The sequence below is a fragment of the Streptomyces sp. NPDC090798 genome (assembly GCF_044768965.1).
Classification (GTDB): domain Bacteria; phylum Actinomycetota; class Actinomycetes; order Streptomycetales; family Streptomycetaceae; genus Streptomyces.
Genome location: NZ_JBIVXA010000014.1, coordinates 205,259 through 231,492 on the forward strand (window position 1 = coordinate 205,259; position 26,234 = coordinate 231,492).

General features: G+C 70.4%; 23 protein-coding genes. 10 read left to right on the forward strand and 13 right to left on the reverse strand.

Annotated elements, in window-relative coordinates:
- Nucleotides 1–3: 3 nt before the first annotated feature.
- Nucleotides 4–786: a class I SAM-dependent methyltransferase gene (locus tag ACIQTP_RS29115; protein ID WP_403405089.1), complete on the reverse strand. Its 783-nt coding sequence runs from the start codon at nucleotides 784–786 to the stop codon at nucleotides 4–6.
- A complete protein-coding gene (locus ACIQTP_RS29120; RefSeq protein WP_403405092.1) occupies nucleotides 783–977 on the reverse strand; it encodes a hypothetical protein in 195 nt (64 codons plus the stop codon). Before ACIQTP_RS29120 ends, ACIQTP_RS29115 begins: the two co-directional genes overlap by 4 nt.
- Nucleotides 978–1,206: 229 nt before the next feature.
- Here ACIQTP_RS29120 and ACIQTP_RS29125 point away from each other — a divergent pair, with 229 nt between their 5' ends.
- Nucleotides 1,207–1,365 carry a hypothetical protein gene (locus tag ACIQTP_RS29125; protein ID WP_403405095.1) on the forward strand — a complete coding sequence of 53 codons (159 nt, stop codon included), beginning with the start codon at nucleotides 1,207–1,209 and terminating at the stop codon, nucleotides 1,363–1,365.
- 22 nt (nucleotides 1,366–1,387) lie between these two features.
- Here the strand turns inward: ACIQTP_RS29125 and ACIQTP_RS29130 are convergent, their stop codons facing one another.
- Nucleotides 1,388–4,369, reverse strand: a complete 2,982-nt coding sequence (locus ACIQTP_RS29130) for a BTAD domain-containing putative transcriptional regulator (RefSeq protein WP_403405098.1) — start codon at nucleotides 4,367–4,369, stop codon at nucleotides 1,388–1,390.
- Nucleotides 4,370–5,238: 869 nt separating this feature from the next.
- On the opposite strand from ACIQTP_RS29130, the gene ACIQTP_RS29135 reads away from it, so the two are divergent.
- Nucleotides 5,239–5,736, forward strand: a complete 498-nt coding sequence (locus ACIQTP_RS29135; protein WP_403405101.1) for a Rieske (2Fe-2S) protein — start codon at nucleotides 5,239–5,241, stop codon at nucleotides 5,734–5,736.
- 18 nt (nucleotides 5,737–5,754) lie between these two features.
- Here ACIQTP_RS29135 and ACIQTP_RS29140 read toward each other — a convergent pair whose 3' ends face one another.
- Nucleotides 5,755–6,393, reverse strand: a complete 639-nt coding sequence (locus ACIQTP_RS29140) for a cysteine hydrolase (protein WP_403405104.1) — start codon at nucleotides 6,391–6,393, stop codon at nucleotides 5,755–5,757.
- Between the two features lie 153 nt (nucleotides 6,394–6,546).
- On the opposite strand from ACIQTP_RS29140, the gene ACIQTP_RS29145 reads away from it, so the two are divergent.
- On the forward strand, nucleotides 6,547–7,014 hold the full coding sequence (locus tag ACIQTP_RS29145; protein WP_101407952.1) for a pyridoxamine 5'-phosphate oxidase family protein: 468 nt from the start codon (nucleotides 6,547–6,549) through the stop codon (nucleotides 7,012–7,014).
- Between the two features lie 67 nt (nucleotides 7,015–7,081).
- Here the strand turns inward: ACIQTP_RS29145 and ACIQTP_RS29150 are convergent, their stop codons facing one another.
- Nucleotides 7,082–7,984, reverse strand: coding sequence for a LysR family transcriptional regulator (locus ACIQTP_RS29150; protein WP_402052531.1), 903 nt, complete (start codon nucleotides 7,982–7,984; stop codon nucleotides 7,082–7,084).
- Nucleotides 7,985–8,058: 74 nt separating this feature from the next.
- On the opposite strand from ACIQTP_RS29150, the gene ACIQTP_RS29155 reads away from it, so the two are divergent.
- Complete coding sequence (locus ACIQTP_RS29155; protein WP_403405108.1) at nucleotides 8,059–8,994, forward strand: DMT family transporter; 936 nt, start codon at nucleotides 8,059–8,061, stop codon at nucleotides 8,992–8,994.
- 27 nt (nucleotides 8,995–9,021) lie between these two features.
- Here ACIQTP_RS29155 and ACIQTP_RS29160 read toward each other — a convergent pair whose 3' ends face one another.
- Nucleotides 9,022–10,353 (reverse strand): aminotransferase class I/II-fold pyridoxal phosphate-dependent enzyme, encoded by a 1,332-nt coding sequence (locus ACIQTP_RS29160; protein ID WP_403405111.1) that lies wholly within the window; start codon nucleotides 10,351–10,353, stop codon nucleotides 9,022–9,024.
- A 35-nt stretch (nucleotides 10,354–10,388) separates the two neighbouring features.
- Here ACIQTP_RS29160 and ACIQTP_RS29165 point away from each other — a divergent pair, with 35 nt between their 5' ends.
- On the forward strand, nucleotides 10,389–11,078 hold the full coding sequence (locus tag ACIQTP_RS29165) for a pyridoxamine 5'-phosphate oxidase family protein (RefSeq protein WP_403405114.1): 690 nt from the start codon (nucleotides 10,389–10,391) through the stop codon (nucleotides 11,076–11,078).
- Nucleotides 11,079–11,148: 70 nt separating this feature from the next.
- Here ACIQTP_RS29165 and ACIQTP_RS29170 read toward each other — a convergent pair whose 3' ends face one another.
- The 3 genes from ACIQTP_RS29170 to ACIQTP_RS29180 form a co-directional block, all read right to left on the reverse strand.
- A complete protein-coding gene (locus tag ACIQTP_RS29170; protein WP_403405116.1) occupies nucleotides 11,149–12,129 on the reverse strand; it encodes a DMT family transporter in 981 nt (326 codons plus the stop codon).
- A gap of 230 nt (nucleotides 12,130–12,359) precedes the next feature.
- Nucleotides 12,360–13,370, reverse strand: coding sequence for an EamA family transporter (locus ACIQTP_RS29175; RefSeq protein WP_402052536.1), 1,011 nt, complete (start codon nucleotides 13,368–13,370; stop codon nucleotides 12,360–12,362).
- 46 nt (nucleotides 13,371–13,416) lie between these two features.
- On the reverse strand, nucleotides 13,417–14,046 hold the full coding sequence (locus ACIQTP_RS29180; RefSeq protein ID WP_403405119.1) for a Clp protease N-terminal domain-containing protein: 630 nt from the start codon (nucleotides 14,044–14,046) through the stop codon (nucleotides 13,417–13,419).
- A 375-nt stretch (nucleotides 14,047–14,421) separates the two neighbouring features.
- Between ACIQTP_RS29180 and ACIQTP_RS29185 the strand changes: the two genes are divergently transcribed.
- Entirely contained in the window at nucleotides 14,422–14,850 is a 429-nt protein-coding gene (locus tag ACIQTP_RS29185) for an SRPBCC family protein (RefSeq protein ID WP_054229119.1), read from the forward strand.
- Nucleotides 14,851–14,951: 101 nt separating this feature from the next.
- On the opposite strand, the gene ACIQTP_RS29190 is transcribed toward ACIQTP_RS29185, so the two are convergent.
- Nucleotides 14,952–15,605, reverse strand: a complete 654-nt coding sequence (locus ACIQTP_RS29190; protein WP_403405122.1) for a PadR family transcriptional regulator — start codon at nucleotides 15,603–15,605, stop codon at nucleotides 14,952–14,954.
- 174 nt (nucleotides 15,606–15,779) lie between these two features.
- On the opposite strand from ACIQTP_RS29190, the gene ACIQTP_RS29195 reads away from it, so the two are divergent.
- Nucleotides 15,780–16,595, forward strand: coding sequence for a PhzF family phenazine biosynthesis protein (locus ACIQTP_RS29195; RefSeq protein WP_403405125.1), 816 nt, complete (start codon nucleotides 15,780–15,782; stop codon nucleotides 16,593–16,595).
- Nucleotides 16,596–16,739: 144 nt separating this feature from the next.
- On the opposite strand, the gene ACIQTP_RS29200 is transcribed toward ACIQTP_RS29195, so the two are convergent.
- Complete coding sequence (locus ACIQTP_RS29200) at nucleotides 16,740–17,540, reverse strand: CPBP family intramembrane glutamic endopeptidase (RefSeq protein ID WP_402052544.1); 801 nt, start codon at nucleotides 17,538–17,540, stop codon at nucleotides 16,740–16,742.
- 199 nt (nucleotides 17,541–17,739) lie between these two features.
- Between ACIQTP_RS29200 and ACIQTP_RS29205 the strand changes: the two genes are divergently transcribed.
- Nucleotides 17,740–19,509, forward strand: a complete 1,770-nt coding sequence (locus ACIQTP_RS29205) for a substrate-binding and VWA domain-containing protein (protein ID WP_403405128.1) — start codon at nucleotides 17,740–17,742, stop codon at nucleotides 19,507–19,509.
- Between the two features lie 402 nt (nucleotides 19,510–19,911).
- On the opposite strand, the gene ACIQTP_RS29210 is transcribed toward ACIQTP_RS29205, so the two are convergent.
- The gene (locus tag ACIQTP_RS29210) at nucleotides 19,912–21,432 is read right to left on the reverse strand and encodes a glutamate-cysteine ligase family protein (protein WP_402052548.1); all 1,521 of its coding nucleotides are present in this window, start codon (nucleotides 21,430–21,432) and stop codon (nucleotides 19,912–19,914) included.
- Nucleotides 21,433–21,967: 535 nt separating this feature from the next.
- Here ACIQTP_RS29210 and ACIQTP_RS29215 point away from each other — a divergent pair.
- Both ACIQTP_RS29215 and ACIQTP_RS29220 read left to right on the forward strand, forming a co-directional pair.
- Entirely contained in the window at nucleotides 21,968–22,552 is a 585-nt protein-coding gene (locus ACIQTP_RS29215; RefSeq protein ID WP_403405131.1) for a hypothetical protein, read from the forward strand.
- A 390-nt stretch (nucleotides 22,553–22,942) separates the two neighbouring features.
- Nucleotides 22,943–23,149, forward strand: a complete 207-nt coding sequence (locus ACIQTP_RS29220; protein ID WP_054229126.1) for a DUF5999 family protein — start codon at nucleotides 22,943–22,945, stop codon at nucleotides 23,147–23,149.
- 99 nt (nucleotides 23,150–23,248) lie between these two features.
- Here ACIQTP_RS29220 and gcvP read toward each other — a convergent pair whose 3' ends face one another.
- Nucleotides 23,249–26,134: an aminomethyl-transferring glycine dehydrogenase gene (gcvP, locus tag ACIQTP_RS29225; RefSeq protein WP_403405134.1), complete on the reverse strand. Its 2,886-nt coding sequence runs from the start codon at nucleotides 26,132–26,134 to the stop codon at nucleotides 23,249–23,251.
- Between the last annotated feature and the right edge of the window lie 100 nt (nucleotides 26,135–26,234).

The following is a 26,234-nucleotide window of genomic DNA, read 5'->3' on the forward strand; positions in this document are numbered from 1 at the left end:
TTCCTATGAGTGGGACGGCTCGAGGGCCGCCGGCTTCTGCGCCTGCACTATGAACCAATGCCGACTCAGCCGGACGCCCTGATCGACGGTCACCGCGGCGACATATCGATCGAATGCCTCCTGGTCGGCCGCCGAATCGTAGTTGTCGACGATCGGCACTTGGTGCAGAAAGGTGTCCAGATCGCCCGCCGAGTGGTAGAACTCCTCGAACCGGAACGCCTGGTTTCTTGTCACAACGAAGCCTGCATCGGACAGTTCTTGAGCGATCTCCTCCGACAAGACCCTGCCGTTCCAGCTGTCGAAGTCCTGGCCGCGACCGAAGGTTTCCTTCAGCTCACGCGCGTCCTGCTCCCCGATCCCCATGTACACCACGACCCCACCGGGGCGCAGCACCCGCTCGAACTCACGGGCGATCAGCGGACCGCGGCGGGAAGTGACCACATCGGCGTACCCGTCGGGCAGCCCCGTGTGGGCGGCATCGCGCAGCTCGAACGTGACGTGCGACAGACCCGCCTCCGCTCGATACCGCGCGGCGCATTCCAGCATCGACGGCGACAGATCCATCCCCGTCACGGCGCCGTACGCACGAGCGATGCGCAACAAACTACGCCCGTCGGCACAGCCGACATCCAGCAGTCGGGCGTGCGGCGCTCCCAGTGCGATCGCCAGTTCGTCGAAGACGGCGTCCGGGCGGCCGTCGGCGAATACGTCGGTGCTCCGCGCATCGCTGAAGTAGCCGCCGAACCGCTCGGCCACCCGTGAGTAGAACTCCGCGTCCATCGTCATCCGTTCACCTTCCGCTGAGCCACGGTCGAGGAGAGGCCCCGGAGCGCACGCACCGGTTCCTTCCTCTTCCGTGGGAACTCCCCGCCAAGGTCTACCGCTGCTGTCGCGGAGGTCTTTGTGCTGCGCTGCGATTCTGTTTCCGGAACGCCGAACGCGGCGTGCGTCACCGCGTCCCGGGTCACTACGGTCATTCGGACCACTCCTTGAGGGCCGTCCCCCCGAAGGGGCGCCGAGGTCGGCAGGACCCAATCTCCGGTGTCGCCCTATCGGCCCGGCATCACGGCGCATCCACGGCGGAACGGGGCCGGGATAGGGCGGTGATAGCGCGAGCATGCGGCCGCGATGGGCACCTGGTTCACGCTGGTTTCAGCAACCCCCGGACGAATTGCAAAACGGGTTGCGAAGGGAAGGAGAACTGAGATGGCCGTCAAGAAGTCCATCAAGAACTTGCTGGCTGCCGCGGGGGCCGTCGTCGTGCTGGTCCTGGGCGCCGTAGGAAATCAGCACGGCGTGGGGCAGGGCTCGGTCGCCGTGACGCTGGCCGACGAAGCACCCGCCGTCAACACGCCGTGGACGTGACGGACCAGCATGCCTCCCGGTGTCAGCCGACCGACGTCATCGGCGTGCCCAGGATGGCAACGATGTCGGCCCGTACGGCAGCGGCCCCGCTGTGGTCCAGGATCCGCTCCCGGATCCTGGCCGCTTGCGAGTAGTACTGGACGGCCTGTTCCACGCGACGCAGGTGGGCATTGACCCGGCCGAGGTCGTGCAGCACATACCCCTCTCCGACCAGGTCGCCGCTCGCCCCGACCATGGCGAGGACCTCGAGCAGGGTCCGTTCCGCCGCCTCGTACCGCTGCTGGTACATCAGCATTTGGCCTAGCCGCCGCAGTGTGAGGGCTTGGCCCCGGTCGAAGCCGGCTGACCGGCAGATCCCGAGAGCCTCGTCGAGATACGAACGGGTTCGCGCGAAGTCCGCTCGCCGCATCGTGATGTGTGCCATCTCGCCGAGCACGTACGCCCGGCCAATGACGTCCTGCGCCCGCACGAAGTTGCGCTCGGCGCTCTCGTAGAGGGCCAGCGCCCGGTCGTCGTCGCCATGGTGCCGCTCGATGCGCGCCAGGTCACGCAGGCACAGCGCTTGGCCACTCAGCTCCCCGATCCGCTCGAAGATCTCCAAAGCGGTGCTGAGGTAAGGGCCCGCCGCCTCATGCTCGCCCCGGTACAGGTGCAGGGTCCCCAACGAGCCGAGTACCGCCGCCTGGCCCCGTTCGTTGCCGGCCTCCTGTACCGCGGCCAGCGCTATCTGATGTGTGCGCTCCCACAGCTCGGGATAGCCACGGGCCTCGAAGAGCGTCACCAGAGTCGTGGCCAGCTCCCAGCACAGCTCGTCCATCCCGAACCGGGCCGCCAACTCGACCGCGTTCAACAGGTTGGTCTGCTCGCTCTCCAGCCACCCGAGCGGGTCGCGGAGGCACCGCTGGACATGGTCCTCCGGCGGATGCCACCGTTCGGCCCGGCCCGCCACGATGGTGTACGCACCGCCGTAGATCTCTTTGTGCGCCCTCTCCGCGAGCGCCAGCCAGCCACCGACCATACGCCGCACCGCTCCGGCGCGTTCTGCCTCGGGAATCTCCGCGGGCAGCCGTTCGTGCGCGAACATCCGTACGATCTGCGGCAGTCCGCATCGGAACTCCCCGCCCTGGTCCATGGCGGTGATGTCGAGGAGCCGCATGTCGATGAGCGGTTCCAGCAGGTCAGCCGGGTGCGGCGTGCGGTCGTCGACCAGGGCGGCACCCAGCCAGCTCGGAATCTCCATCCCCTCGGCCAGGCTGATCAGGCACAACAGGCGACGGTCGGCCGCCGACAGGCCATCGTAGCTGAGCGAAAGACTTGCCCGGATTGACAGCTCGCCGTGTGCCAGCTCGTCCAGCCGGCGGTGCTCGTTCTCAAGCCGGTGCCACATGGAGGTCAGTGACCAGTGCGGGCGCGCGGCCAGGCGCGCGCCGATGATACGCAGCGCGAGGGGCAGCCCGCCCACCAAGCGTATGAGGACCCGCGCCGCCTCCCGCTCGCTCTCCACACGGTGCTCTCCAATGATCCGCCCCAGGAGTTGGATGGCCTGTTCCGGTCCCAGCGGCTCCAAGTCGAACCGGCGTGTGCCCGGCAACGCCGTGAGCTGGCCGCGGCTGGTGACCAACACGCCGCTGCTGCCGGTTCCGGGCAGCAGGGGCATCACCTGCGATTCGCTCACCGCGTCGTCCAGCAACACCAGGATCCGGCGATCGGCCAGCAGACTGCGGTACATCTCCGCGCGCTCGTCAAGCGCATCGGGTATGGCCTGGCCCGGTACGCCCAGCGCTCGGAGGAACCGCCCCAACGCCTGCTCGGGACCCACCGGTTGTCCGCCCGGCCCCCGGAGGTCGCAGTAGAGCTGTCCGTCCGGGAAGTACTCGGTTGCGAGTCGGTGCGCCACGTGCCTGGCCAGCGTACTTTTGCCGACACCAGGCCTGCCAAGCACCAGGACCACGTTCAGCAGGCCCTTTTCCTGCCCCTCGGTGACGGCGTCGCAGACCGCTGAAACGATCGTGTCGTCGGCTACGAGGTCGCCGATGTCGGCGGGAAGTTGCCTTGGGGTGACGACCGGCTCGGGCTCGGCACTGCGCTCTTGCACCGTCTCAGGGAGCGGCGTCGCCACGAGAGAACGTGGTTCGGCCGGTTCGGCCAGTGCCAGGTCGGCGTCGTCGGTCAGGATTGCCTGCGCCAGGTCGCGTAGTTCCCTTCCTGGGTCCAGACCCAGTTCTTCGGTGAGCATCGCGCGGCCCTGCTGGTAGACGTCCAGCGCCTCTGCCTGTCGGCCCGAGCGGTATAACGCCACCATGAGGTGCCCCCGCAGCCGCTCGCGCAGCGGGTGGTTGGCGACAAGCTGCTGCAGTTCGCCGACCAGGTGCTCGTGACGGCCGAGCTCCAGCTCCAGCCGCATGCAGGTCTCCACCGCTTCCAGGCGGCTCTCGTCCAACTGTGCTGCCATGCCGGCCAGGACTTCGCTGGGTAAACCGGCCAGACACCGGCCCCGCCACAGGCCTATCGCCGGGCGGAGCGCCTCCACCGCGGGCACTTTCAGACCAGCACGGGCCAGGGCATGCGCCTCTGTCACCAGGCGACGGAAGTTGCCGACGTCGGTCGCATCCTCCGGGGCCCTCAGGACGTACCCGCGACCGCGGGTCTCGATGGTGGCGTCGACTCCCCCGTCCGACAGCGCCTTGCGGAGCCGGGAGACGCAGATCTGCACCTGGGTGCGTGCGGTCTTCGGAGGATCGTGAGCCCAGATGACATCCACCAGATAGGTGGTCTCCACCACCCGGTTCAGTTGGAGCACCAGAGCCCCGAGAACGATCTCCTGTCTCCCCGGTGCCACGTACACGGCCCCCCGCTCGCCGCTCACCTCAAGCGGCCCCAGCACCCGGAAAGGAGCCACCGCCACGCCGCTGCCGTCGTAGCCTGCCGAGGCTGCCATGCACACCCTGTTTCTGTGGTACCCGCCAGACTTGGTCTGGCTCGCGCAATGGGCAGTGGAACTCATGCCGACCTGGCTACTCAGCCGCAACCGTTGGCCAACGCAAGTGCTGCCCCAGTCAGATACATGCATACCTGACACAAAAGGTTCCATGACTGGTCATGGATATCGCGAGGCCTTGGCGGGCGACATGTCGTGCTTCTCGGGGCACTTTCATGGCACATTCGGCCAGGCCGTTGACCAGTACGGTGTATTGGACGCGGCTGGCGATGTGCTTCGACGGACAGCGGCGACGTCAGGTCATCCCCGCTCCAGGGATGCGTGTCCGCCCCGTCCGGGCCCACTTTGAGGGTCTCCCGCGCAGCCGCCTCAGCGCGACCACGAGCACCCCGGAGTGCCCGTCGGTGCGAACCGGTGCGCGACAGCGGCCCCACGAGGCCGGCACCGGCACCCGTGACAACGGCCACACGGCTGGAATTTCTTGGTTCACAGGTCTCTTGTCTTTCAAGTGCGTCGAGCCTACAACCACTCGGGACTGCCCTGCTTCCGAAGCCCAGGAAGAGCGGCACAGCGCGGACTTGAACCACAGTGACAGCTACGGCTGTACGTGGTGGGGCGCGGCGCATGGACGCGGGACGGCCCGCCCGATCGCGGCGACACCGTAGCGGCCGTCGCGCTCCGGACGGCACCTCACACCACGGCGAAGATCGTCGTCCGTGGGCTCGCGAGCATCGCCCAGGCAAACTGGGGCGGTCACGGCCACCGGACGCGACCCGTGGGCGCCGCCCGCGGCGGCGGTGTCCCGAGCGAGTCGGCGCGGCGGCTGTCGAACCGCTGTCGATTCGGTCAAGAAGTCCTCAGCTCCTGAACAGCGCAGACGGGCGGACCGTACCTCTGTACGGATCACCATCACGTCCGTTGAAGGGAATGTCAGCATGACCAGCGAATCGCTTCACCCCGTTCCGACCCCGGCCCGCCGCACCGTCGTGGCGGCGGTCGGTACGGCGGGACTCGCCGTCGCGCTGACCGCGTGCGGGTCGGACAACAAGTCCTCCGACTCGACCAGCTCCAACTCCGGCTCCGGCGCGAGCGCGAGCAGCGGGGGTACGGGCGGCGGCGACAACGCCACGGCGGGGAACTCGGGCGGCACGGTCCTCGCGAAGACCACCGACATCCCGGAGGGCGGCGGCAAGGTATTCGCGTCCCAGGGCGTCGTCGTCACCCAGCCGACCGCGGGCACCTACAAGGCCTTCTCCTCCAAGTGCACCCACCTGGGCTGTGCGGTGAAGGGCATCGCCGACAACGTGATCACCTGCCCGTGTCACAACAGCCAGTTCTCCGCGACCGACGGCAGCGTGAAGAAGGGGCCCGCGACGCAGCCGCTGGCCGCCGCCAACATCACCGTGGACGGGGACTCGATCAAGCTCGCGTGACGCGGCCGGGGCCGCGCCTCAACGGCGCGGCCTCTCGAAGCAGGCCAGCACGTCGTCGGTCGCCGTGATCGTGGCGACCAGGGCGAGCGTGTTGCGGATCATCGCGGGGGTGTAGTCGGAGGGCACCCCCGCGATGGCGTCCGCGGGCACCGCGACGGTGTAGCCGCGGTTCACGGCGTCGAACACGGTGTTGGGGATGGCCACGTTGGCGGAGACTCCGGTCACGACGAGGGTGCGACAGCCCAGGTTGCGCAGCAGCGCGTCGACGTCGGTGCCCGCGAGCGGGGACAGGCCGTGCAGGCGGCGTACGACGAAGTCCTCCTCGGCGACCTCGATCGGCGGCGCGACGCGGACCGCGGTGGTGCCCGACAGCTGTTGCACGGGCAGCCGTCCGGCCGCGCGGAACAGGCGGGCGTTGCGGTTGGCGCCCCGCCCGTCGGGCCTTCGCTCGGCGATCGCGTGGATCACCTGGACGCCGCCGCGGTGGGCGCCGGCCACCAGCCGGGCGACGTTCGCGAGCGCCCCCGACGACCGTGCCTCCTTGGCGAGTTCGGGCAGCGCGCTGTCCGGGCCGACGACGCCCTGCTGGCACTCCACCGTGAGCAGAACGGTGCCGTCCGGGTCGAGGAGTGTGCTGAGCTGTTCATGCGACGGCATGACTCCCCTTGTCGTCGAGGGCCGGGCGGGCGAGCGTAACGAGCATTGCGCACGGACGGAAGACGGCCCATGCTTTTCTGACGCACTGTCAGAGGATCTCTGTCGACGCAGAAGATCGACGCATCAGGTCGACATGAAAGAAGAGGTGACCGCATGACCGTCACTCAGCGCAGGGGTCGGAAGATCATGATGACCCCCGGCGAGCTGGACGAGTTCCTCACGACCCAGCGCACCTGTCGCGTCGCCACGGTGTCGAAGGACGGCACCCCGCACGTGAGCGCGCTCTGGTTCGTCTGGGACGGCACCTCGCTGTGGCTGTACTCCGTGGTACGCAGCAAGCGCTGGACGGAGCTGAGCCGCGACCCGCGGGTCGCGGTGGTGATCGACACCGGCGAGGAGTACGGGGAGCTGCGCGGCGTCGAGCTGTCCGGCACGGTGGAGTTCGTGGGCGAGGTCCCCCGCACCGGGGAGCTGTGTGCCGAACTCGACGTCCCCGAGACCTTGTTCGCCCGCAAGAACTTCGGCCTGGAGGAAATGCCGCACGACGGCCGCCACGCGTGGGCCCGGCTCACGCCGACCGCCATCGCCTCCTGGGACTTCCGCAAGCTGCCGCCGCTCTAGGCCCTGTCGTCAAACGTCCACGAGCCGTCACCGCAATCGGCCGCCACGCCACCGCGCGGGGCACCGCTCAGCCGATGCTCTCCCCCGCCGCCCGCAGCGCCGCCACCGCCGCTCTGATCGACGGGCGGCGGTCGGCGTCCGCGCGCCAGATCACGTAGACATGCCGCCGGACGGCCTGTCGCAGCGGCACCGTGACGACTCCGTCCGGCATCGGACGGCGCCCGAGCAGCGGCGCGATGCAGACACCGAGCCCCGCGGCGACCAGGGCGAGCTGGGTGTGCGTCTCGGCGGCGCGATGGCCGATGTGCGGCTCGACGCCCCGGGAGCGCAACGTGAACATCAGCCACTCGTGGCAGAACTCGCCCTCGCCCCAGGTGATCCACTCATCGTCGGCGAAGTCGCCCAGGTCGACCTCCGCGCGGTCCGCGAGCCGGTGGCCGACCGGCATCGCCACGTCGGCCGGGTCGTCGAGGATCGGGGCCTTGACCAGGCCGTCGGGCAGCGGCATCGGCTTGTTGTACCAGTCGAGCACCACCGCCAGATCGAGGTCGCCCCGGATCACTCCGGCGACCCCGGCCTCGGGCTCCAGCTCACTGGAGCGCACCCGCAGCCCGGGGTGGTCGGCGCGCAGCGCGGCGAGCGCGGTGGGAAACAGCCCGCGCGCGGCGGTAGGAAAGGCGGAGAGCCGCAGCTCACCGACGACCTGACCGCGCTGGGCCTCCAGGTCGGACTGGGCGAGCTCGACCTGCGACAGAATGCGCGCGGCATGTTCGGCGAGCAGCCGCCCGGCATCCGTGAGACGCACCCCGCGCCCGTTCTTGGCGAGCAGTTGCTGCCCCACCTCGCGCTCCAGCTTGGACATCTGCTGGGAGACGGCCGACGTCGTGACGTGCAGTCCCTCGGCCGCGCCGCTCACCGAGCCGTGCCGGGCGAGGGCGTCGAGGGTGCGCAGGCGCTCCAGATTCAACATGTAAGAAATGCTACGAGATACCGCTAGAGAAATCTCGCTTGTGCTACGAGATCGCCTGCCTCATCGTTACGTCCATGAGCGCCGTGACCACTCCCCGTACCGACACCCCGACCGCCACGACCCCCCGCCGTCGCACCGCCCTCGACTGGCGGATCCGCTTCGGTGCCCTCTCGCTGATCTGGGGTTTCAGCTTCCTGCTCATCAAGGTCGGCACGGAGGGCTACGCGCCGTTCCAAGTCACTTTCGGGCGGCTGCTGTTCGGGACGGCGGTGCTCGCGACGGCGATGGCGGTGAAGCGGGAGCGGCTGCCGCGCGGGGCCCGCACCTGGGGTCATCTCACGGTCGCGGCCTTCCTACTCAACGCGCTGCCGTTCTCGCTCTTCGCCTACTCCGAGCTGACGATCCCGTCCACGCTCGCGGGCATCTGCAACGCGACCTCACCCCTGTGGGGCATGGCCCTGTCCCTGGTCGCCCTCTCCGAGGACCGTCCGACCCGGCGCAGGGTCGCCGGTCTCGGCATCGGCTTTCTCGGCGTCCTGACGGTCCTCGGCGTCTGGCAGGGCTTCCACGGCCTGGACGCCACGGGCACGGTGATGGCCCTGCTGGCCTCGCTGAGCTACCCGATCGGCTGGATCTACGTCCGCCGCACCCTGGCCGGCACCGGCCACTCGCATCTGTCGATGACCGGCGCCCAACTGCTGCTCGCCACCGCCCAACTGGCCCTCGTCACACCGCTGTTCACCGCGTTTCCGAGACACTTCCCGGTCGTCCCGCTGCTCGCGATCGCCGCCCTGGGGGCCATCGGCACGGGCCTGGCCATGCTCGTCCAGTACGGCATCGTCGCCGAGGTCGGCCCGACGACGGCCCAGATGGTCACGTACTTCATCCCGGTGATCGCCACCGCCGCGGGCGTCGCGATCCTGGGCGAGTCGCTGAGCTGGTCGACGCCGGTCGGCGCGGTGATCGTTCTCGCCGGCGCGGCACTCACCCAGGCCGGCCCGCGCCGCTGACCGCGCCCTCAGGACGTACGGACCGACTCACACGTAACCGCGTACGGGCGCCGGCCCGACGGCGGAGGCGACGGCGTCCGCCAGCGGCTCGATGTCGTCCGGCGTCAGAGTCGAGACGGTGATCCGTATCCCGGGCGGCGCGCTCATCCGGAAGCGCGCCCCGGGGGCGACCGCCCAGCCGGCGTGCAGCAACCGCGCGACCGCCCCCGTCTCGTCCGGGACGGGGATCCACACATTCATCCCGCTGCGCCCGTACGCCTCGATGCCACGCCGCTTCAGGGCGTCGATCAGCGCGTCCCGGCGCCGCCCGTACGCCGCCGCCACGGCCGTTACGTCCACCGCGTCGTTCGCCCACAGGTGCACGACCGCCCGTTGCAGCAGATGGCTCACCCAGCCGGGCCCCAGCCGCTGCCGCCCGTGCACCCGGTCCATGGTGACGGGGTCCCCGGTGAGGACGGCGAGCCGCAGGTCGGGGCCGTAGGCCTTGGCGACGGAGCGTACGAAGGCCCAGTTGCGGGTCACCCCGGCCAGGGGGTGCAGCGGCAGGTCGACGATCCGATGCCCGTGGTCGTCCTCGACGAGCAGGACGCCCGGGTATTCCTTGAGCACGGAACGCAGGGCACGCGCGCGTGGGGCGCCGACCGCGGCGCCGGTCGGGTTCTGGGCCCGGTCCGTGACGATCAGCGCACGGGCACCGGCCTCCAGGGCATGGCGTACGTCGTCGGGGACCGGGCCCTCGTCGTCGACGCGCACCGCAACCGTGCGCAGCCCGAGCGCCGGGGCGAGGTCGAACACGCTGCCCCAGCCGGGATCCTCGACGGCGACGGCGTCCCCAGGCTTGAGATGGGCCGCCAGCACGCGCTCGATGGCATCGAGCGATCCGGAGGTGACGACGACGGGCCCGTCGGGCACGCCGTCCGCGTCGAGGTCGGCGCGCGCGAGCCGCTCCAGCTCCGCCTCGACGGCGGCCTCCCCGTACATCACGGGATCCCGGTCCGACCGTCCCGCCGCCGCCGCGAACGCCTCGGCGAGGGCGGGCAGCAGTGCCGGATCGGGGTTGCCGTCGGCCACGTTCCGCACGCCCTGCGGCACCTCGACCCGGATGTAATCGCGTCCCGTCGTGGCGGGCTTCGAGCGGATCCGGCTGCCCCGCCGCCCCGCGGTCTCGATCACCCCACGTTCGCGCAGGGTGCGATAGGCGGCGGCGACGGTATTGGGATTCACCCCGAGCCGCTCCGCCAACTCCCGCATCGGCGGCAGCGGTTGCCCCGGCTCGAGGTCCCCGCTGCCCACCGCACGCTCGACGCTCGCGGAAATGTCTGCTGCGCGACGCCCTTCGATCCGATACTCTCCTAGCACAAAGAAGATTATGCACTAGTGCAATGGAGAGCGCAATGTCGGAGACGAGCACTCAGCCCGGGACGACGCGGCCCGCCGCCTACACCCCGACCGACCGCACCGTCCCCACCCGTTCCAAGGAGCGCGCCGCGTACGACCACGAGCTGGTCCACGCGATACTCGACGAGGGGTACGTCTGCCACCTCGGCTTCGTCCGGGACGGCGCCCCGGTCGTGCTCCCCACCCTTTACGGGCGGGTCGGCGAGCGCCTCTACGTACACGGCTCGACGGGTTCGCGCCCGCTGCGGATGACCGGTCAGGCCGACCCCGGACTGCCCGTCTGCCTGACCGTGACCCATGTCGACGGTCTGGTCCTGGCCCGCTCCGCCTTCCACCACTCGATGAACTACCGCTCCGTGGTGGTGCACGGCATCGCCCACCAGGTGACGGACCCGGACGAGAAGCGGGAGGCGCTGGACGCGCTGGTCGACCAGGTCGTCCCCGGCCGTTCGTACGACTCGCGCCCTGCCAACGCCAAGGAACTCGCCGCCACCGCCGTGATCCGCCTCGACCTGAACGAGGTCTCCGCGAAGCTGCGCACCGGCGGCCCGAACGACGACGCGGAGGACCTCACCCTCCCCCACTGGACCGGGATCGTCCCCCTCACCAAGGGACACGGCACCCCGATCCCCGCCGACGACCTGGCCCCCGGCATCGAGCTCCCCGACTACCTCGCGAGCCTGTGACGCCGTGGCAGCCGAGGCACCGGGCGGGGTCACCCCCGGTGCCTCGGCCTGATGCCTCATTCCTCATGCCTCAGACCAGCGCCCGTTCCTCCTCGGGCACCCGCCGGGTGTCGCCCCGGACACTCCTCGCCTCGGCCACCGCGAGCCCCGCGACCGAACCCAGCATCAGCAGGGTGCCCGCGAGCGTCGTCATGGTCAGTCGTTCACCGAGCAGACCGACGGCCAGCACGGCCGCGCTCACCGGCTCCAGCAGCATGATCACGGAGACGGTCGCGGACCGGACCACGGCGGCGCCCGCGAAGAACAGGGCGTAGGCCAGCGCCGTGGGGACGGCGGCGATGTAGACCAGCAAGGCCAGCACGTGGGCCGGTTGGGCGGTGTGCGGGACCAGCCCCTCGGCCAGGCCTAGCGGCAGCAGGCAGACGGTGGTGACGGCGAACGTCCACACCGTCGTACCGGAGCCGTCGACACGGCCGTCGCGTCCCCACCACCGGGTGAGCAGCGTCATCGTGGAGTATCCGGCCGCGGACACGACCGCGAGCGCGACGCCCCAGGGCCGCACCGTGGCGCCCCCGGCGCCCAGCGCCAGCACCCCGAGCCCGCCGAGCGCGCCGGCGACGGCGGCACCCCCGCCGCGCCCGAGCCGCTCCCCCAGGGTCAGTCGCGCGCCGAGGGCGATGAGCACGGGTCCGGCACCCAGGGTGACGACGGTCGCCACCGCGAGTCCGGTGGCCTCGACGGCGGCGAAGTAGGCGGTCTGGAAGACGGCGAGCCCAAGGCCCGTGACACCGATCCGCAGGGCCTTGCGGCCGAGCGGCTCCCGGGCGGCCGGCGCGACCCGTCGGCGCCACCGCCGATGGCGCGGCAGGCGCACGGCGAGCAGCAGCACGAGTCCGCCCGCACAGCGCCAGAAGGAGAGGGCGACCGGCCCCATGTCACTGGCCCGGTAGACCAGTGACGCGGCCGCGCCCGCGGTGCCCCAGGCGGCACCGGCGACGATCAGATAGAGGAGGCCTCGCCCGAGGGGCAGGCCGGAAGCAGCATGCGACACGTGTTTCTCTCCGCGGATACGCGCGACCGCGCACAAGGCAGCCGCGCAGAAGTTCGGGAAGGACCACGTCGCAGCCCGTGCCGAGCGGGCAGGGGCGTACGGGAGGGTCCTCGGACTTCTTCTGCGGGCAGCGCCGTGCCACCCGGCACCGGGGCCGGGTGGGATCTCCGGAGGGCCCGCCTCAGGCGGCTGGAGGCGGCAGAACGAGCGTCGAAGGCATGATCAGCACCCTAGACGGCGGTCCCATGGACCGACAACTCCCTTTCGGCGCCGCTCCCGCCGCTCGCGACCGGCCCGTCCGAGGTCTTCGCGGGCGCCGACGCCTGTGCGATGAACGCGCCGACCAGCACCACCGCACCGCCGACGATCTGCGGCGCCGAGAGATGCTCGCCGAGCAGGACCCAGGCGAGCACGGTCGCGATGACCGCCTCCAGGCAGGCCACGACGCCCGCGACCTGCGGGGAGAGCCTGCGCACGGAGACCACTCCGGTGACGTAGGCGACGACGGTCGCGATGAGCACGATCCAGCCGAGCAGCAGGGAGGCGGCGACGGACGTACCGTTCATGTCCGCGCTGCCCCCGAGCAGCGACCAGTCCATGGCCCAGGGACGTGCGACGACCGTCAGCACGAGGGTGCCGACGAGCAGGCCGTACGCGATAACGCCGAGCGGGTCCGGTGCCTCCTCGCCCGCGTCGCTGCCTTGGTCGGACAGGACGAAGTAGCCGACCTGGCAGCAGGCGGCGCCCAGCGCGAGCAGCAGCCCGACGGCGTCGAAGCTCAGCCCGGACCACACCTCGACGACACAGGCGAGCCCGCCGACCGCGAGAGCGACCCCGAGCGCGGCGGCGCGTGTCACGGGCCGGCGCTGCACGAACCGCACCCAGCCGAGCACGAGTGCCGGCGCGAGGTACTCGACGAGCAGTGCGACACCGACGGGGATACGGGAGAGCGCGGCGAAGTAGCAGGCCTGGACGCCCGCCACGGCGAGCAGTCCGAACCCGACGAGCAGGGCGGGGCGCCGACGCACGAGAGCGCGATGGCGCACGGCCAGCGGCAGCATCACCACAGCGGCGCCCGCGACCCGCAGCCACACCACGTGGAGCGGGTCGAGCCCCGCCTCGATCAGCGGCTTCGCCGCGACACCCGATCCGCCGAAGGCGACCGCCGACGCGAGCGCGAGGCCCGGCCCGACGCCCTTCCCGCGGTTGTCCTGACTGCCCTGAGAGCTATGCACCGGCACATGATGACAGGCGACGACATGAGCGTCACCCCCAATGGCACCTGTCTCAACGATTGGACTGGCAGCCCTGGTCGCCACCGCCGATGTGCGTCTCGAAGTCGAGGCGGAACTCGCACGCGAACTCGTCCTCGACGTCGAAGGCGTTCTCGACGCGCAGAAGCAGCGTCTGGACGTCCACGCCGGCCCGCCGCAGGACCTCGACGGCCCGCGACTGCGGGTCGGTGACGATCGCGGCGAGCAGATCGAGACAGCGGGCCCGTTCGTCACCCCGCAGTTCGGCACGCTCGCACGCGCTCTCCATGGCACCGGCCGCCACCGGCGACCAGCCCGCCTCGGCCACGACCCGTGACCAGCCCGCATCGGCGACGACCGGAACCGTCCCCGAGTCCTCGACGCCGCTCTGCCAGCGCAGTCCGTAGCCGATACTGCGCTGCACGAGATAGCCGAGCAGCCGGGCGACCTGCGGGGCACCGTCGAAGACGGCGCGCACCTGAGGGTCGGCCTCCAGCAGGGAGTGCAGCAGATGGGCGGTGTCGATCTGCCGGTCGCCGTCCCGCAGCGCCCGCCTGCGCGCGCCGGAGACCACCGACGCCAGCTCGGCACTGAGCCTGGCATCGAGTTCCGTGCGGTGGGAGCCGCTCTCGGCGGCCGGTTGCTGGGGGATACGCGGTGGCACAACCTCTACCCCATCAGTCCCGGCGACCTGGGTCATCCTCGGTGGGCAGCATCTTCACGTCCCACACAGGGTGGGCAACCGCGAGTACGTTCTCCTCCTTACGGATGACTTCGCGCCGTTTCTCCCTCAGGGCGCGCGCCGCCTTGCCCGCGCCCCGTGCGCAACCGCGCCGCTCCGGGTCTCGCCCCTCAGTGGCACGGAGAGAGGGGCCCTTCCCGCGCGCGGGACCTGTTCGACGCGGCGGCGGATACATCGGGTGAGCCGACTTCACAATTTCTGACGGTTCATCAGTATTGAATGTTCCGAGGGCTACGGCTACGTTCCGCGACACCGTAGCTGCGCCGGGCGCAGCGCCTGACACGAAGGGGTGGTCGCATGGCCGAAGTCAGCGCGGAAGCACGCATCGAGGCGCCTGCCGAGAAGGTCTGGGCGCAGCTCACGGACTTCTCCTCGTACGGCGAGTGGAACTCGACCCACACCAACTTCCCCAAGGGCGGCCCCGCCTCACTCGAGGTCGGCGGCACCTTCCAGGAGAACATGAAGCTCATGGGGTTCCCGGCCGAGGTCGAGTGGACCATCGAGGAACTGGAACCCGCCCGCACCCTGGCCATCCGCGGCAAGGGTCCGATGGCGGTGACCGTCGCCACCCGCTACACCCTGACCCCCGACGGCGACGCCACCTCGGTGCGGATCGACGGGGAGTTCACCGGCGCGGCCGTCTCGCTGATGGCGGGCAAGCTCAAGGACTCGGCGACGGCCGCCCTCAACGAGTCGCTGCGCAAGCTGGCCGGACTGGTGACCTGAGTCCCGTACCTGGCCCGAGGCCCGCACCCAGCCCCCGTACATGGACAGGCGCCCCGCGGAAACACTTCCCCGGGGCGCCGTCAGGTACCACAGCATGCCCGTCAGTCCTCGTCGGCGAGGATCAGGTACAGCTTCTTGCGGGCTTCGTTGATGACCGCCAGCGCCTTGTCGCGCTGGTCCTTGCTGCCGGTCTTCCAGACCTGGCCGAAGGCCTCCATGAGACCGAAGCCGGCCTGCCGGATCTCGTGCAGCGTCTCCCAGTCGACCCCGCGCCCGGCCTCTTCCCACGGCGCGTCGGGGCCCGCCTCGGCCGCGGCACGGCCTTCGTCGGTGAGCGAGAACAGCTTCTTGCCGCCCTCGGCCGCGCTGGTGATGAGGCCCTCATCCTCCAGCAGCTGGAGGGTCGGGTAGACCGAACCCGGGCTGGGCTTCCATGCCCCGCCGCTGCGCTCGGCGATCTCCTGGATCATCTCGTAGCCGTGCATGGGCCGGTCCTTGAGCAGGGCCAGGATCGACGCGCGTACGTCGCCGCGCCGCGCCCTGCCCCTCGGGCCGCCCCGGCCGCCGCGCTGGCCACCCCAGGGGCCCGGCCCGAAGCCGAAGCCGGGGCCGCCAGGGCCGCCGCCCGGACCACCCGGCCCGAAGGGCCCGAAAGCCCCGCGCCGCCCTTCGAAGCGGCCCCGGTCACGCGGACCGGGCCCACCGTGTCGGCCATGCCCACGTTCGAATCCAAATTCCTGTCCTTGGGAACGCATCGCCATCACTCCATTCATTCGTTGATCGGTCGCGATGCGTCAACGATATATCGGAATAGCTCGCCTGACAACCCCCGAGGTCTGGGCAGGTCAGAGGGCCGGACCGTCACGACCGGTCCAGATCCCCGGAATTGGCCTTGTCCCGCGGCTCGCTCCGGCCGCTAGCGTCGGGGCATGCGGATTCGAATCGTCGACGCCTTCACCGACCGTCCCTTCACGGGCAACCCGGCCGGGGTCCTCCTGCTCGACCACGACACCTTCCCCGAGGACAGCCGGCTCCAGAGCATCGCTTTGGAGGTCAACCACGCGGAGACGGCGTTCGCGCACCGCCTCCCCGAGGGCGGCGACGCCGACTGGGCGCTGCGGTGGTTCACCCCCGTCGCCGAGGTCGCGATGTGCGGGCACGCGACCCTCGCCACCGCACACGTCCTGCGCACCACGGGCGCCCACACGGGACCGGTGCGGTTCGCCACGCTCAGCGGCGTGCTCATCGCCACGCCCCACGAGGACGGGTCCCTGACGCTGGACTTCCCCACCGCTCCGCTCACCCCGGTCGAGGTCCCGGACGGCGTCGCCGAGGCCCTGGGCGCCGAGCCGCTCACGACCTTCGACACCGGCCCGAACACCGGCGACCTGCTGATCGAGGTCGCCGACGAGAAGACGGTCCGGGGACTCACCCCCGACCACAAGGCCCTCGCCCGGCACTCCGAGCGCGGCATCATCGCGACCGCCCGCGCCGAAGAGCCCTCCCAGGGCTACGACTTCGTCTCGCGCTGCTTCTTCCCGAACCTCGGCATCGACGAGGACCCGGTCACCGGCAGCGCCCACACCGCCCTCGCGCCCTACTGGTCCGAGCGCCTCGGCCGCCCCGGCCTCACCGGCCTGCAGGCCTCCCCGCGCTCCGGCCTCGTCCGCACCGAGCTGCGCGGCGACCGTACGCGCCTCACGGGCCACGCGGTCACGGTCATCGAGGGCGAGCTGCTCGCGTAGCGACACACGGAAAAGGCGTACGAAGGCTCACTAAGACTCATGAAGGCGGGCTGAAAGGCACAAAAGAGACGCTCGAAAAGGCCGTCAAAAAAAGGGGCGTACGAGTCTGCCGTACGCCCCTTTCGGACCCGCTCACGTCACTGCTCAGGCGGTCGGCAGCCAGCCCACTTTCCCCGCCAGCAGCGCGTATCCCACGAACGCCCCGATGTCGAGCAGTGAGTGCGCCACCACGAGCGGTCCGACCCGGCCCCACCGCCGGTACAGGTAGACGAAGACCACGCCCATCGCCATGTTCCCGATGAAGCCGCCGATGCCCTGATAGAGGTGGTACGAGCCGCGCAGCACCGCGCTCGCCACCAGCGCGGTCCCCGGCGTCCAGCCCAACTGCCCGAGCCGGCGCAACAGGTAACCGACGACGATGACCTCCTCCAGTACGGCGTTCTGCACGGCCGACAGGATCAGCACCGGGTACTTCCACCACACGCCGGGCAGCGCTTCCGGCACCACGGTCAGGTTGGCGCCGAACCCCCGGGCCGCCAGATAGAAGGCGATGCCCGTGCTGCCGATCACCGCCGCGATCACGGCCCCCCGCCCGAGGTCGGGCCAGGGCCGCGTACGGTCGAACCCGATCACACGCAGTCCCTTGCCCTCCCTCATCAGGAAGTGCGCGACCAGTGCGACCGGGACCAGGGCCGACGCGATGCCGAACAACTGCCAGGCCAGATCCAGCCAGGGGCGACCCGGCGCGGCCGAGGCGTTGAGGGTGGCCGCCTGGTCCTTGAGACCCCCCGGTTTGGTGACCGACCCGACAAAGCTGATCAGCGCGGACACTCCGCTCGCCCCGAGCGACAGGCCCAGGACGAGCAGTGTCTCGTCCCGGAGAATCCGTCGTGTCAGCCGCTCCTCGGGAAAGGAATCGGCCACCGACCCCGCCTCCACCTGCACTCCCGCCTCCAGTTGAGTAATCCCGCCTCATCCCCATCTTCGCCCCGCTAGGGTCTCGAAAGAAGTTGCGAAGATCGTGTGCGACAGGCCGTCGGGGGGACCGACGCCGTACGGGCGTACCTCCCCCTCGCCTTCTGCCTCACGGCTGTTTCTACGGCTTTCTCGCGACTCCGGCTCATCCAGGGAGGGCACCACCGTCATGGGACGTCACAGCTTGCCCGATGCGTACGGGGCGGGCGCGGCCGACCCCCGTCCACGCGCACGCCGCCGTACGGTGGCCATCGCGACGGTGCTGGTCCTCACGGTCGCCGCGGGCACGGCGGTCGCGGTCCGTGGTGGCCTGCTCTCCCTCGGCTCGTCATGCAGGGACGACGCCATACCCCTCAAGATCGCCGCGTCCCCGGACATGGCGCCCGCCCTCAGGGCCGTCGCCGAACACGCCCGCGCCCACAACATCACCTCCGACGGCCACTGCATCGCCGTCACCGTGACGGCCCGCGAGTCGTACAAGGTCGCCGAGGCGCTGAGGTCGGGCAGCAGGTCCGACGTCCAGGCGTGGGTGCCGGACTCCGCCCTGTGGGTGAACCGGGTCACCGGTGAGAGCAACGCGACGCGGGTGACCGCGGCGGGCAGCGTCGCCTCCTCGCCGGTCGGCGTCGCGATGGTCCCGTCGGCCGCGAAGTCGCTGGGGTGGCCCACGAAGAAGTACACCTGGACCGAGTTGGCGGGCGCCTCGATGCGGGACGACCGGCTGAGGCTCGGTGCGGCCGACCCGGTGCACAGCGCGGCCGGCCTGCTCGCGCTGACCCAGCTCGGCACCGCCGCGGCCTCCATCAAGGGAGGTGACGCCCAGGCGGCGGCCATGGCGAAGACGCTCTCCCAGCGCACGTCCGACAGCGACAGCCAGGTCCTGGACAGCCTCCCGCGCGACTCCTCCGGCACCGAGCAGGGCGACCCGAACCGCAACCAGGCGCTGATCCTCTCCGAGCAGTCCGCGTTCGCTTACAACTCCTCGGCCGGCACAGGCGCCGGACTCGACCTCTTCTACCCCAAGGACGGATCACCGCGGCTCGACTACCCGTTCACCCTGGTCGACGAGTCGCGGCTGAACACCGACACGAGCCGTGCCGCCCTGCGGTTCATGACGCTGCTCGGCGAGTCGGACGGGCACCGGATCCTGGAGCGGTACGGGTTCCGCACGGACGACGAGAAGGTCTCGCCCGCGCTGGTCACCAAGGCCGGCGGCCGCGCCCCGCAGCCGTTCGCGCGTGCCGCGCTCGAACCCGCCCCGGCGAAGGCGGTCGACGAGGCACTCGGCACGTGGACGATCACGGTGCAGAACGCCCGGATCACCACGGTCGTCGACGCTTCCGCGTCCATGGCGCAGCCGGTGCCGGGCACCGGCCAGTCCCGTATGGACGTCACCAGGGCGTCCCTGCTGCAGGCCCTCGCGACCTTCACCTCGGAGGACGAGGTCGGGCTGTGGAAGTTCTCCACCCGCCTGGACGGCGACCGCGACTACCGGGTGCTGGTGCCCACGGAACGCCTGGGCGACCGCAAGGGCAACGGCACCCAGCGGGACAGGCTGTCCGCGGCGTTCAGCTCGCTGACTCCCGTCCCGAACGGCGCGACGGGCCTGTACGACACCACGCTCGCCGCGTACAAGGCGGCCACCTCCTCCTATGTCAAGGGGAAGTTCAACGCGCTGGTGCTGCTGACCGACGGCGTCAACCAGGACCCGGGAAGCATCTCGCGCTCCGCCCTCGTCACCCAACTGCGGAAGCTCACCGACCCCCGGCGCCCGGTGCCGCTCATCGCGATCGCCGTGGGCCCGGACGCCGACAAGGCGGAGGTCCAGGAGATCGCCAGGGCGACCGGCGGCTCCGGCCAGCAGGTCAACGACCCCACACAGATCCATTCGGTGATCCTCAAGGCGATCGTGGCAGCGGGCAGCCAGAGCCAAGGCTGACACCACACCCCAACCCACTCTGGGGCAGGCTGCCTGTAGTGGATGTTGCTGGGCCAGATGGCCTGTGCCGGGGTCCCTGGGGCGGGTCGGCCTGCGGCGAGACACCGACTCGGGGCGCTCGACCCCGCACACCCGCCGTGACCAGCCCGCCCCGGACACTCCGCCGCAGACCGCCCGGCCCAGAACACCGGACGCAGCCCGCCCGGCCCAGGACACCGCGTAGAGCCCGCCCGGCCCGGACACACCCCCTACGGCCCCAGCGTCACCGGCGATCCGCCCGGAGAGACACCGACCGGAGGCGGTCCTCTCCGGGCACCGACGCGGGGGCACTCCGCCCCCGGACACCCATCGCGCGCAACGCGGGCCGCACCCGTTCGCGGCGGCACAGGCGACGCCTCCCGATCAGCCCAGCGGTACCGGCTCCGGCAGTCCCACCGGCCAGGTGTGCACGGGCTCACCGAGGTGCATCAACTCGCCGTAGCGCCGAGTGGTCGCGGCCAGCGCGGCATCCCTCCCGAGGCCCTTCTCCAGTGCCTGGTGGAAGGTGGCCGCCTGCCAGGTCGCCCCGTTGGCACGCAACCGGCACCGGTCCTCGATCACCCCCAGGTAGTAGTCCCGGTCGGCCGGCTCGACGCCCCACGCGTCCAGCCCCGCCGCGGCGAGCGGCAGCAGTTCGTCACGGACCAGGTGCACGGCCTCGACCTGCGCGGTGGTACCCCCGTACCGCCCCCGCCGCGGCCACTCCAGACGCGCGTCGATGCCATGGCGGCAGGCCGCGTCGAAGTTGGCCGCCGCGGACTCGAACGACAGCCGTGTCCACACGGGCCGCGCCTCCTCGGCGAGCGCACGCACGACCCCGTAGTAGAACGCCGCGTTGGCGACGACATCGGTGACGGTGGGACCGGCGGGCAGCACCCGGTTCTCGACACGCAGGTGCGGGACTCCGTCGGCCACGTCGTACACCGGCCGGTTCCAGCGGTAGACCGTGCCGTTGTGCAGCACGAGCTCGGCGAGCCGGGGAATGCCTCCGGCGTCGAGCACCGCGAGCGGGTCCTCCTCGTCGCTGATGGGCAGCAGAGGCGGGAAGAAGCGCAGATTCTCCTCGAAGAGGTCGTACGCGGAGGAGATCCACCGCTCGCCGAACCAGGTGCGCGGACGCACCCCCTGCGCCTGGAGCTCGGGCGGCCGGGTGTCGGTGGACTGCTGGAACAGCGGCGGCCGCGACTCACGCCACAGCTCGCGGCCGAACAGGAAGGGCGAGTTGGCACCGATCGCGACCTGCACGGCGGCAACGGCCTGCGCCGCGTTCCACACGTCCGCGAAGCGGGCCGGGGTGACCTGGAGGTGCAACTGCACGGAGGTGCAGGCGGCCTCGGGCGCGATGGACTTCGACGTACAGACGAGGCGCTCCACCCCGTCGATGTCGAGCACGAAGTCCTCGCCACGGGCGGCCACGATCTGGTCGTTGAGCAGGGTGTAGCGATCGACGGCCGACAGGTTCGAGGAGACCAGGTCATCCCGGTCGAGCGTCGGCAGAATCCCGATCATCATGATTCCCGCGTCGAGTTCGCCGGCCTTTCGATGGGCATATGCGAGCGAGGTGTGCAACTCCTCGGCGAGCCGGTCGAATACCCGGCCGTCCAATCGGTGTGGGGCTATGTTGACTTCCAGGTTGAACATGGCAAGTTCTGTTTGAAAGTCTCGGCTGGCAATCCTTTCGAGTACTTGCGCATTCATCATCCTGGGCATGCCGTCGGACCCGGCGAGATTCAGTTCGATCTCCAGGCCCATGAGATTCTTCGGGCGATCGAACCGCTTCTCCTCCAGGAGCCGCGCCAGTCCCGTCAGACACTGCCGGAGCTTGCCTCGGTAGTGTCGGCGATCGGACAGGTCGTACGACCCTGCCACGACCTTCTCTCCCATCGAAGCATCCCTCCTCGAATGGGCAGGTCGATCCTCCGGCCCCTGCCGTCCCGGAGGATGATGCCCAGGCAACACGATCGATAACGCCCTGTACAGCCTCGTCGACCGCTACCCTGGTACCCATTGTCCGGAGGCACATTCACGGGGCATGAACCAGAGCACCGTTTCGGCCTGACGATCTCGTGAAAAACGCCGACGAGAATCGGCCGACCGCTCCGACAAAGCAATCCGAGGTCACCGGAGGGCCCCGACACAGAATCGGGATGAACCTCTCGTTTCGTCGACCGGATATCGCCTTGCTCTTCATATTCAGGACGGCTAGACGAAACACCATCTGAACACGTGTCGTATAAACTCCGCAAACGAGGCGGAGAGTTGGCGCTCGCGGTCCTAGGTCCTGTCGTCGAGGTGACGTGCGGCAGGCGACATCCTGTCGGCAGATCCAGCCCCCTCGCCCCTCCGACCCCGAGAGCTGACAGCGCCGTCCGCCCCCGCCCTCGCGCCACTGTGCCTGTCGAATGAGAGGCGACCCACCATGCCGCTGCATGTCCCCCCGGCTCCCTCGCCCGCCCTGCGCACCGTCCTCACGGCACTCGGTTCCCCCACCGCAGTCCGCGAGGCCCGCACCCCGTCCCTACGCATGGCCCAGGGACCCGTCACCCCCGAACTCCCGTTGCCCGTACACGTTCTGGACCGCATCTCACCGGCCGGCGCCTCCACCACCCGGCTCGCCGGATGGCGCTTCCTGATCCGCTGCGGCGAGCGGTCGGTCGCCGCGGCCGACACCATGCTCACTCCCGACGGCTGGGCCTTCTCGCACTTCTTCGAAGGCCCCTACATCGCCTCCACCGAGCGCGCCCTGCGTCACGCCGAGAACATGGGCCAGCCGTACCAGCCGCGGCTGCTGTCCGTTCCCGAGCTCTACATGCTCACCCTCTGGCTGCACGGCGACTGCGACGTGGACGGCGCCACCGGGCACCCGGCCGCCACCGATCTCCTGGTGCCGCTGGCGCCCGCGCCGCCCGGTATCGCCGCGCATCGCCCGCACCGCGTCGCCGAACTCCTCCCGGTCCTCACACACCGGCTCACTCCCGCCCCACTGCTCAGCTCGCCCGCGTAATCACTGCCCGGAGAAGCACACCGAGCGCATCGCCCCGTGCCCCGCTACCGTCGTCCCGGTCGCGGGGCACGGTGCCGTCCGAACCCGTCCGCTCGTTCGGGTCCCACAGCGCTCGTACGAGGGAGAACACCCCTCCGCCCCGACCGGACTAGCCCCATCCGGCCACCGCGAACCCCCCGAAGGGACCGTGCAGTTGGACTGAACCGTCCGCACGGGTGACGCGTCTCCAACCTGTGAGGAGCGCTGCTGCGAAATCCCTGCGGATTGACGCCCGTAGGGCAACACTGGGTTCCAAACACACACCACCGGGGGGCGGCCATGAGCACTTCAAGCCGCGGGAACGACACCACAGCCACCACTCATCTCTCATCCCAGCGAAAGATCCCATCCATGTGCCAGCACCAGCCACCGTGTCCGACAGCCGAATCAGCCGACCGGGAGTCCGCCCGCCTCGTGGCGCACCACCCGGAGCAGGGATGGAGCCTGCTGTGCAACGGCGTTCTGCTCTTCGAGGACACCGGTGAGCTCCTGCCCGACGGCCAGATCATCGCCCCGCACCGCCCTCAGGGCAGCGAGCACGTGATGACGGCCGCCTGAGCCGCACAACCGGGTGGCGGTGACCACCACCCAGACATGAAGAGGGGCCGGCCCGGAGACGTGATCTCCGAACCGGCCCCGACGCGTATCCGAGGGTGACTACTCTTCGTAAGCGTCCAGCGGCGGGCAGGAACAGACCAGGTTCCGGTCGCCGTACGCCTGGTCGATGCGGCGCACCGGCGGCCAGTACTTGTCCGCTGCCGAGACACCGGCCGGGAAGACGGCCTCCTCGCGGGTGTACGAGTGCCCCCACTCACCGCCGAGCGCGGCGGCGGTGTGCGGCGCGTTCCGCAGCGGGTTGTCCTCGGCCGCCCAGACGCCCGAGCCCACCTTGTCGATCTCCGCGCGAATGGCGATCATCGCCTCGCAGAACCGGTCGAGCTCGATCAGGTCCTCGGACTCGGTGGGCTCGATCATCAGCGTGCCGGCCACCGGGAAGGACATCGTCGGCGCGTGGAAGCCGTAGTCGATGAGCCGCTTGGCGATGTCGTCGACGCTGACGCCGGTCGCCTTGGTCAGCGGACGCAGATCGATGATGCACTCGTGCGCGACCAGCCCGGCGGGACCGGTGTAGAGCACCGGGAAGTGCGGCTCCAGGCGCTTGGCGATGTAGTTAGCGGACAGCACCGCCACCTGCGTGGCCCGCTTGAGGCCCTCGCCGCCCATGAGACGGACGTACGCCCACGAGATCGGCAGAATGCCCGCCGAGCCCCAGGGAGCGGCCGAGATCGGCCCCACGCCGGTCTCGGGACCGGCCGCGGGCTGCAGCGGGTGGTTCGGCAGGTACGGCGCCAGGTGCGCGCGTACGCCGACCGGGCCCACGCCCGGACCGCCGCCGCCGTGCGGGATGCAGAACGTCTTGTGCAGATTCAGGTGGGAGACGTCACCGCCGAAGTGGCCCGGCTTGGCGAGGCCCACCAGCGCGTTCAGGTTGGCGCCGTCGACGTACACCTGCCCGCCCGCCTCGTGCACCTGCGCGCAGATGTCGGCGACGTGCTCCTCGAACACACCGTGTGTCGAGGGGTACGTGATCATCAGCACCGAGAGCTCGTCGCGGTACTGCTCGATCTTCGCGCGCAGGTCCTCGACGTCGATCTCGCCGTCCTCTGCGGTCTTCACCACGACCACCTTCATGCCGGCCATCACGGCGCTCGCGGCGTTCGTGCCGTGCGCGGAGGACGGGATCAGGCAGACCGTGCGCTGGTCATCGCCGTTGGCTCGGTGGTAGCCGCGCACGGCCAGCAGCCCGGCCAGCTCGCCCTGCGAGCCCGCGTTCGGCTGGAGCGACACCTTGTCGTACCCGGTGACCTCGGCGAGCCGCTCCTCCAGCTCCTGGATGAGGGTGAGATAGCCCTGCGCCTGCTCGGCGGGCACGAAGGGGTGCAGCTGGCCGAACTCGGGCCAGGTGACCGGCTCCATCTCGGTGGTCGCGTTGAGCTTCATGGTGCAGGAGCCCAGCGGGATCATGCCGCGGTCGAGCGCGTAGTCACGGTCGGACAGCTTGCGCAGGTAGCGCAGCATCGCGGTCTCGGAGCGGTACTGGTGGAAGACCGGGTGCGTGAGGTAGTCGTCGGTGCGCAGCAGCGCCGCGGGCAGCGTGTCCTCGGCGACGGCGTCCAGGGCCTCGATGTCACCGTCGACACCGAACGCGGTCCAGACGGCGCCCACCTGCTTGCGGGCGGTGGTCTCGTCGCAGGCGATCGACACGTGGTCGGCGTCGACGAGATGGAGGTTGACGCCTCCGTTGCGCGCGCCCGCCACGACCTCGGCGGCCCGGCCCGGCACCCGAGCGGTCAGCGTGTCGAAGTAGGCGCCGTGCACGACCTCGACCCCGCCGGCCGTCAGGCCCGCGGCGAGGATCGTGGCGTACCGGTGCGTACGCCGCGCGATGGTCCGCAGGCCCTCGGGACCGTGGTAGACGGCGTACATGCCGGCCATCACCGCGAGCAGCACCTGCGCCGTACAGATGTTGCTGGTCGCCTTCTCGCGGCGGATGTGCTGCTCCCGCGTCTGCAGGGCGAGCCGGTACGCCTTGTGTCCGTCGGCGTCCACGGAGACACCCACCAGCCGGCCGGGGAGGCTGCGCGCGAACTTCTCGCGCACCGCCATGTATCCGGCGTGCGGACCGCCGAAGCCCATCGGCACACCGAAGCGCTGGGTCGTACCGATCGCGATGTCGGCGCCGAGCTCACCGGGCGAGGTGAGCAGCGTGAGGGCGAGCAGGTCGGCGGCGACCGTGACGACCGCGCCGAGCTCGTGCGCCTGCTCGATGACGGGCTTCAGGTCGCGTACGGCACCGGAGGCACCCGGGTACTGGATCAGCACGCCGTTGATCTCACGCCCGGCGATCTCGGCCGGGATGCCCTCGCCCAGGTCGGCGACGACGACCTCGACGCCGGTCGGCTCCGCGCGGGTCTCGATGACGGCGACGGTCTGCGGCAGGGTGTCCGCGTCGACCAGGAAGAGGCCCTTCTTGTTCTTGCCCATGCGCCGGGACAGCGACATCGCCTCGGCGGCGGCGGTGCCCTCGTCGAGCAGCGAGGCGCCGGAGGTGGGCAGCCCGGTCAGCTCGGCGACGACCGTCTGGAAGTTCAGCAGCGCTTCGAGCCGCCCCTGGGAGATCTCCGGCTGGTACGGCGTGTACGCGGTGTACCAGGCCGGGTTCTCCATGACGTTGCGCAGGATCACCGGCGGCGTGAACGTGCCGTAGTAGCCGAGGCCGATCATCGAGTCGAGCACCTGGTTGCGGTCCGCGAGGGAGCGCAGCTCGGCCAGTACCTCGGCCTCGGTGCGCGCGCCCGGCAGCTCCAGCGCCTCGGCGTTCTTGATGACGTCCGGCACCGCGGCGGCCGTCAGCTCGTCGAGCGAGCCGTACCCGACCTGCGCGAGCATCTTGGCCCGTGCCTCGGGGTCGGGCCCGATGTGGCGCTGCTCGAAGGGGATTCCCTGTTCGAGCTCGGAGAGCGGAATGCGATGGGCGGTCATTGCGGAGGCCTCCTGGTCTGACACGACCTTCGAGGGGCACCACGGCGTGGGTACCCCGACGGCCTCCCCCTCTGTCATCTCAACCTGAGAGCTTCACCGG

Excerpts from the sequence above, each read along its gene's own strand:
- ACIQTP_RS29205 (WP_403405128.1), top strand. The coding sequence starts at position 17,740 with ATGGGACGTCACAGCTTGCCCGATGCGTACGGGGCGGGCGCGGCCGAC.
- ACIQTP_RS29135 (WP_403405101.1), top strand. The coding sequence starts at position 5,239 with ATGACCAGCGAATCGCTTCACCCCGTTCCGACCCCGGCCCGCCGCACC.
- gcvP (WP_403405134.1), bottom strand. The coding sequence starts at position 26,134 with ATGACCGCCCATCGCATTCCGCTCTCCGAGCTCGAACAGGGAATCCCC.
- ACIQTP_RS29215 (WP_403405131.1), top strand. The coding sequence starts at position 21,968 with ATGCCGCTGCATGTCCCCCCGGCTCCCTCGCCCGCCCTGCGCACCGTC.
- ACIQTP_RS29210 (WP_402052548.1), bottom strand. The coding sequence starts at position 21,432 with ATGGGAGAGAAGGTCGTGGCAGGGTCGTACGACCTGTCCGATCGCCGA.
- ACIQTP_RS29195 (WP_403405125.1), top strand. The coding sequence starts at position 15,780 with ATGCGGATTCGAATCGTCGACGCCTTCACCGACCGTCCCTTCACGGGC.
- ACIQTP_RS29185 (WP_054229119.1), top strand. The coding sequence starts at position 14,422 with ATGGCCGAAGTCAGCGCGGAAGCACGCATCGAGGCGCCTGCCGAGAAG.
- ACIQTP_RS29155 (WP_403405108.1), top strand. The coding sequence starts at position 8,059 with ATGAGCGCCGTGACCACTCCCCGTACCGACACCCCGACCGCCACGACC.
- ACIQTP_RS29220 (WP_054229126.1), top strand. The coding sequence starts at position 22,943 with ATGTGCCAGCACCAGCCACCGTGTCCGACAGCCGAATCAGCCGACCGG.
- ACIQTP_RS29165 (WP_403405114.1), top strand. The coding sequence starts at position 10,389 with ATGTCGGAGACGAGCACTCAGCCCGGGACGACGCGGCCCGCCGCCTAC.
- ACIQTP_RS29125 (WP_403405095.1), top strand. The coding sequence starts at position 1,207 with ATGGCCGTCAAGAAGTCCATCAAGAACTTGCTGGCTGCCGCGGGGGCC.
- ACIQTP_RS29150 (WP_402052531.1), bottom strand. The coding sequence starts at position 7,984 with ATGTTGAATCTGGAGCGCCTGCGCACCCTCGACGCCCTCGCCCGGCAC.
- ACIQTP_RS29120 (WP_403405092.1), bottom strand. The coding sequence starts at position 977 with ATGACCGTAGTGACCCGGGACGCGGTGACGCACGCCGCGTTCGGCGTT.
- ACIQTP_RS29140 (WP_403405104.1), bottom strand. The coding sequence starts at position 6,393 with ATGCCGTCGCATGAACAGCTCAGCACACTCCTCGACCCGGACGGCACC.
- ACIQTP_RS29190 (WP_403405122.1), bottom strand. The coding sequence starts at position 15,605 with ATGCGTTCCCAAGGACAGGAATTTGGATTCGAACGTGGGCATGGCCGA.
- ACIQTP_RS29145 (WP_101407952.1), top strand. The coding sequence starts at position 6,547 with ATGACCGTCACTCAGCGCAGGGGTCGGAAGATCATGATGACCCCCGGC.
- ACIQTP_RS29130 (WP_403405098.1), bottom strand. The coding sequence starts at position 4,369 with ATGAGTTCCACTGCCCATTGCGCGAGCCAGACCAAGTCTGGCGGGTAC.
- ACIQTP_RS29115 (WP_403405089.1), bottom strand. The coding sequence starts at position 786 with ATGACGATGGACGCGGAGTTCTACTCACGGGTGGCCGAGCGGTTCGGC.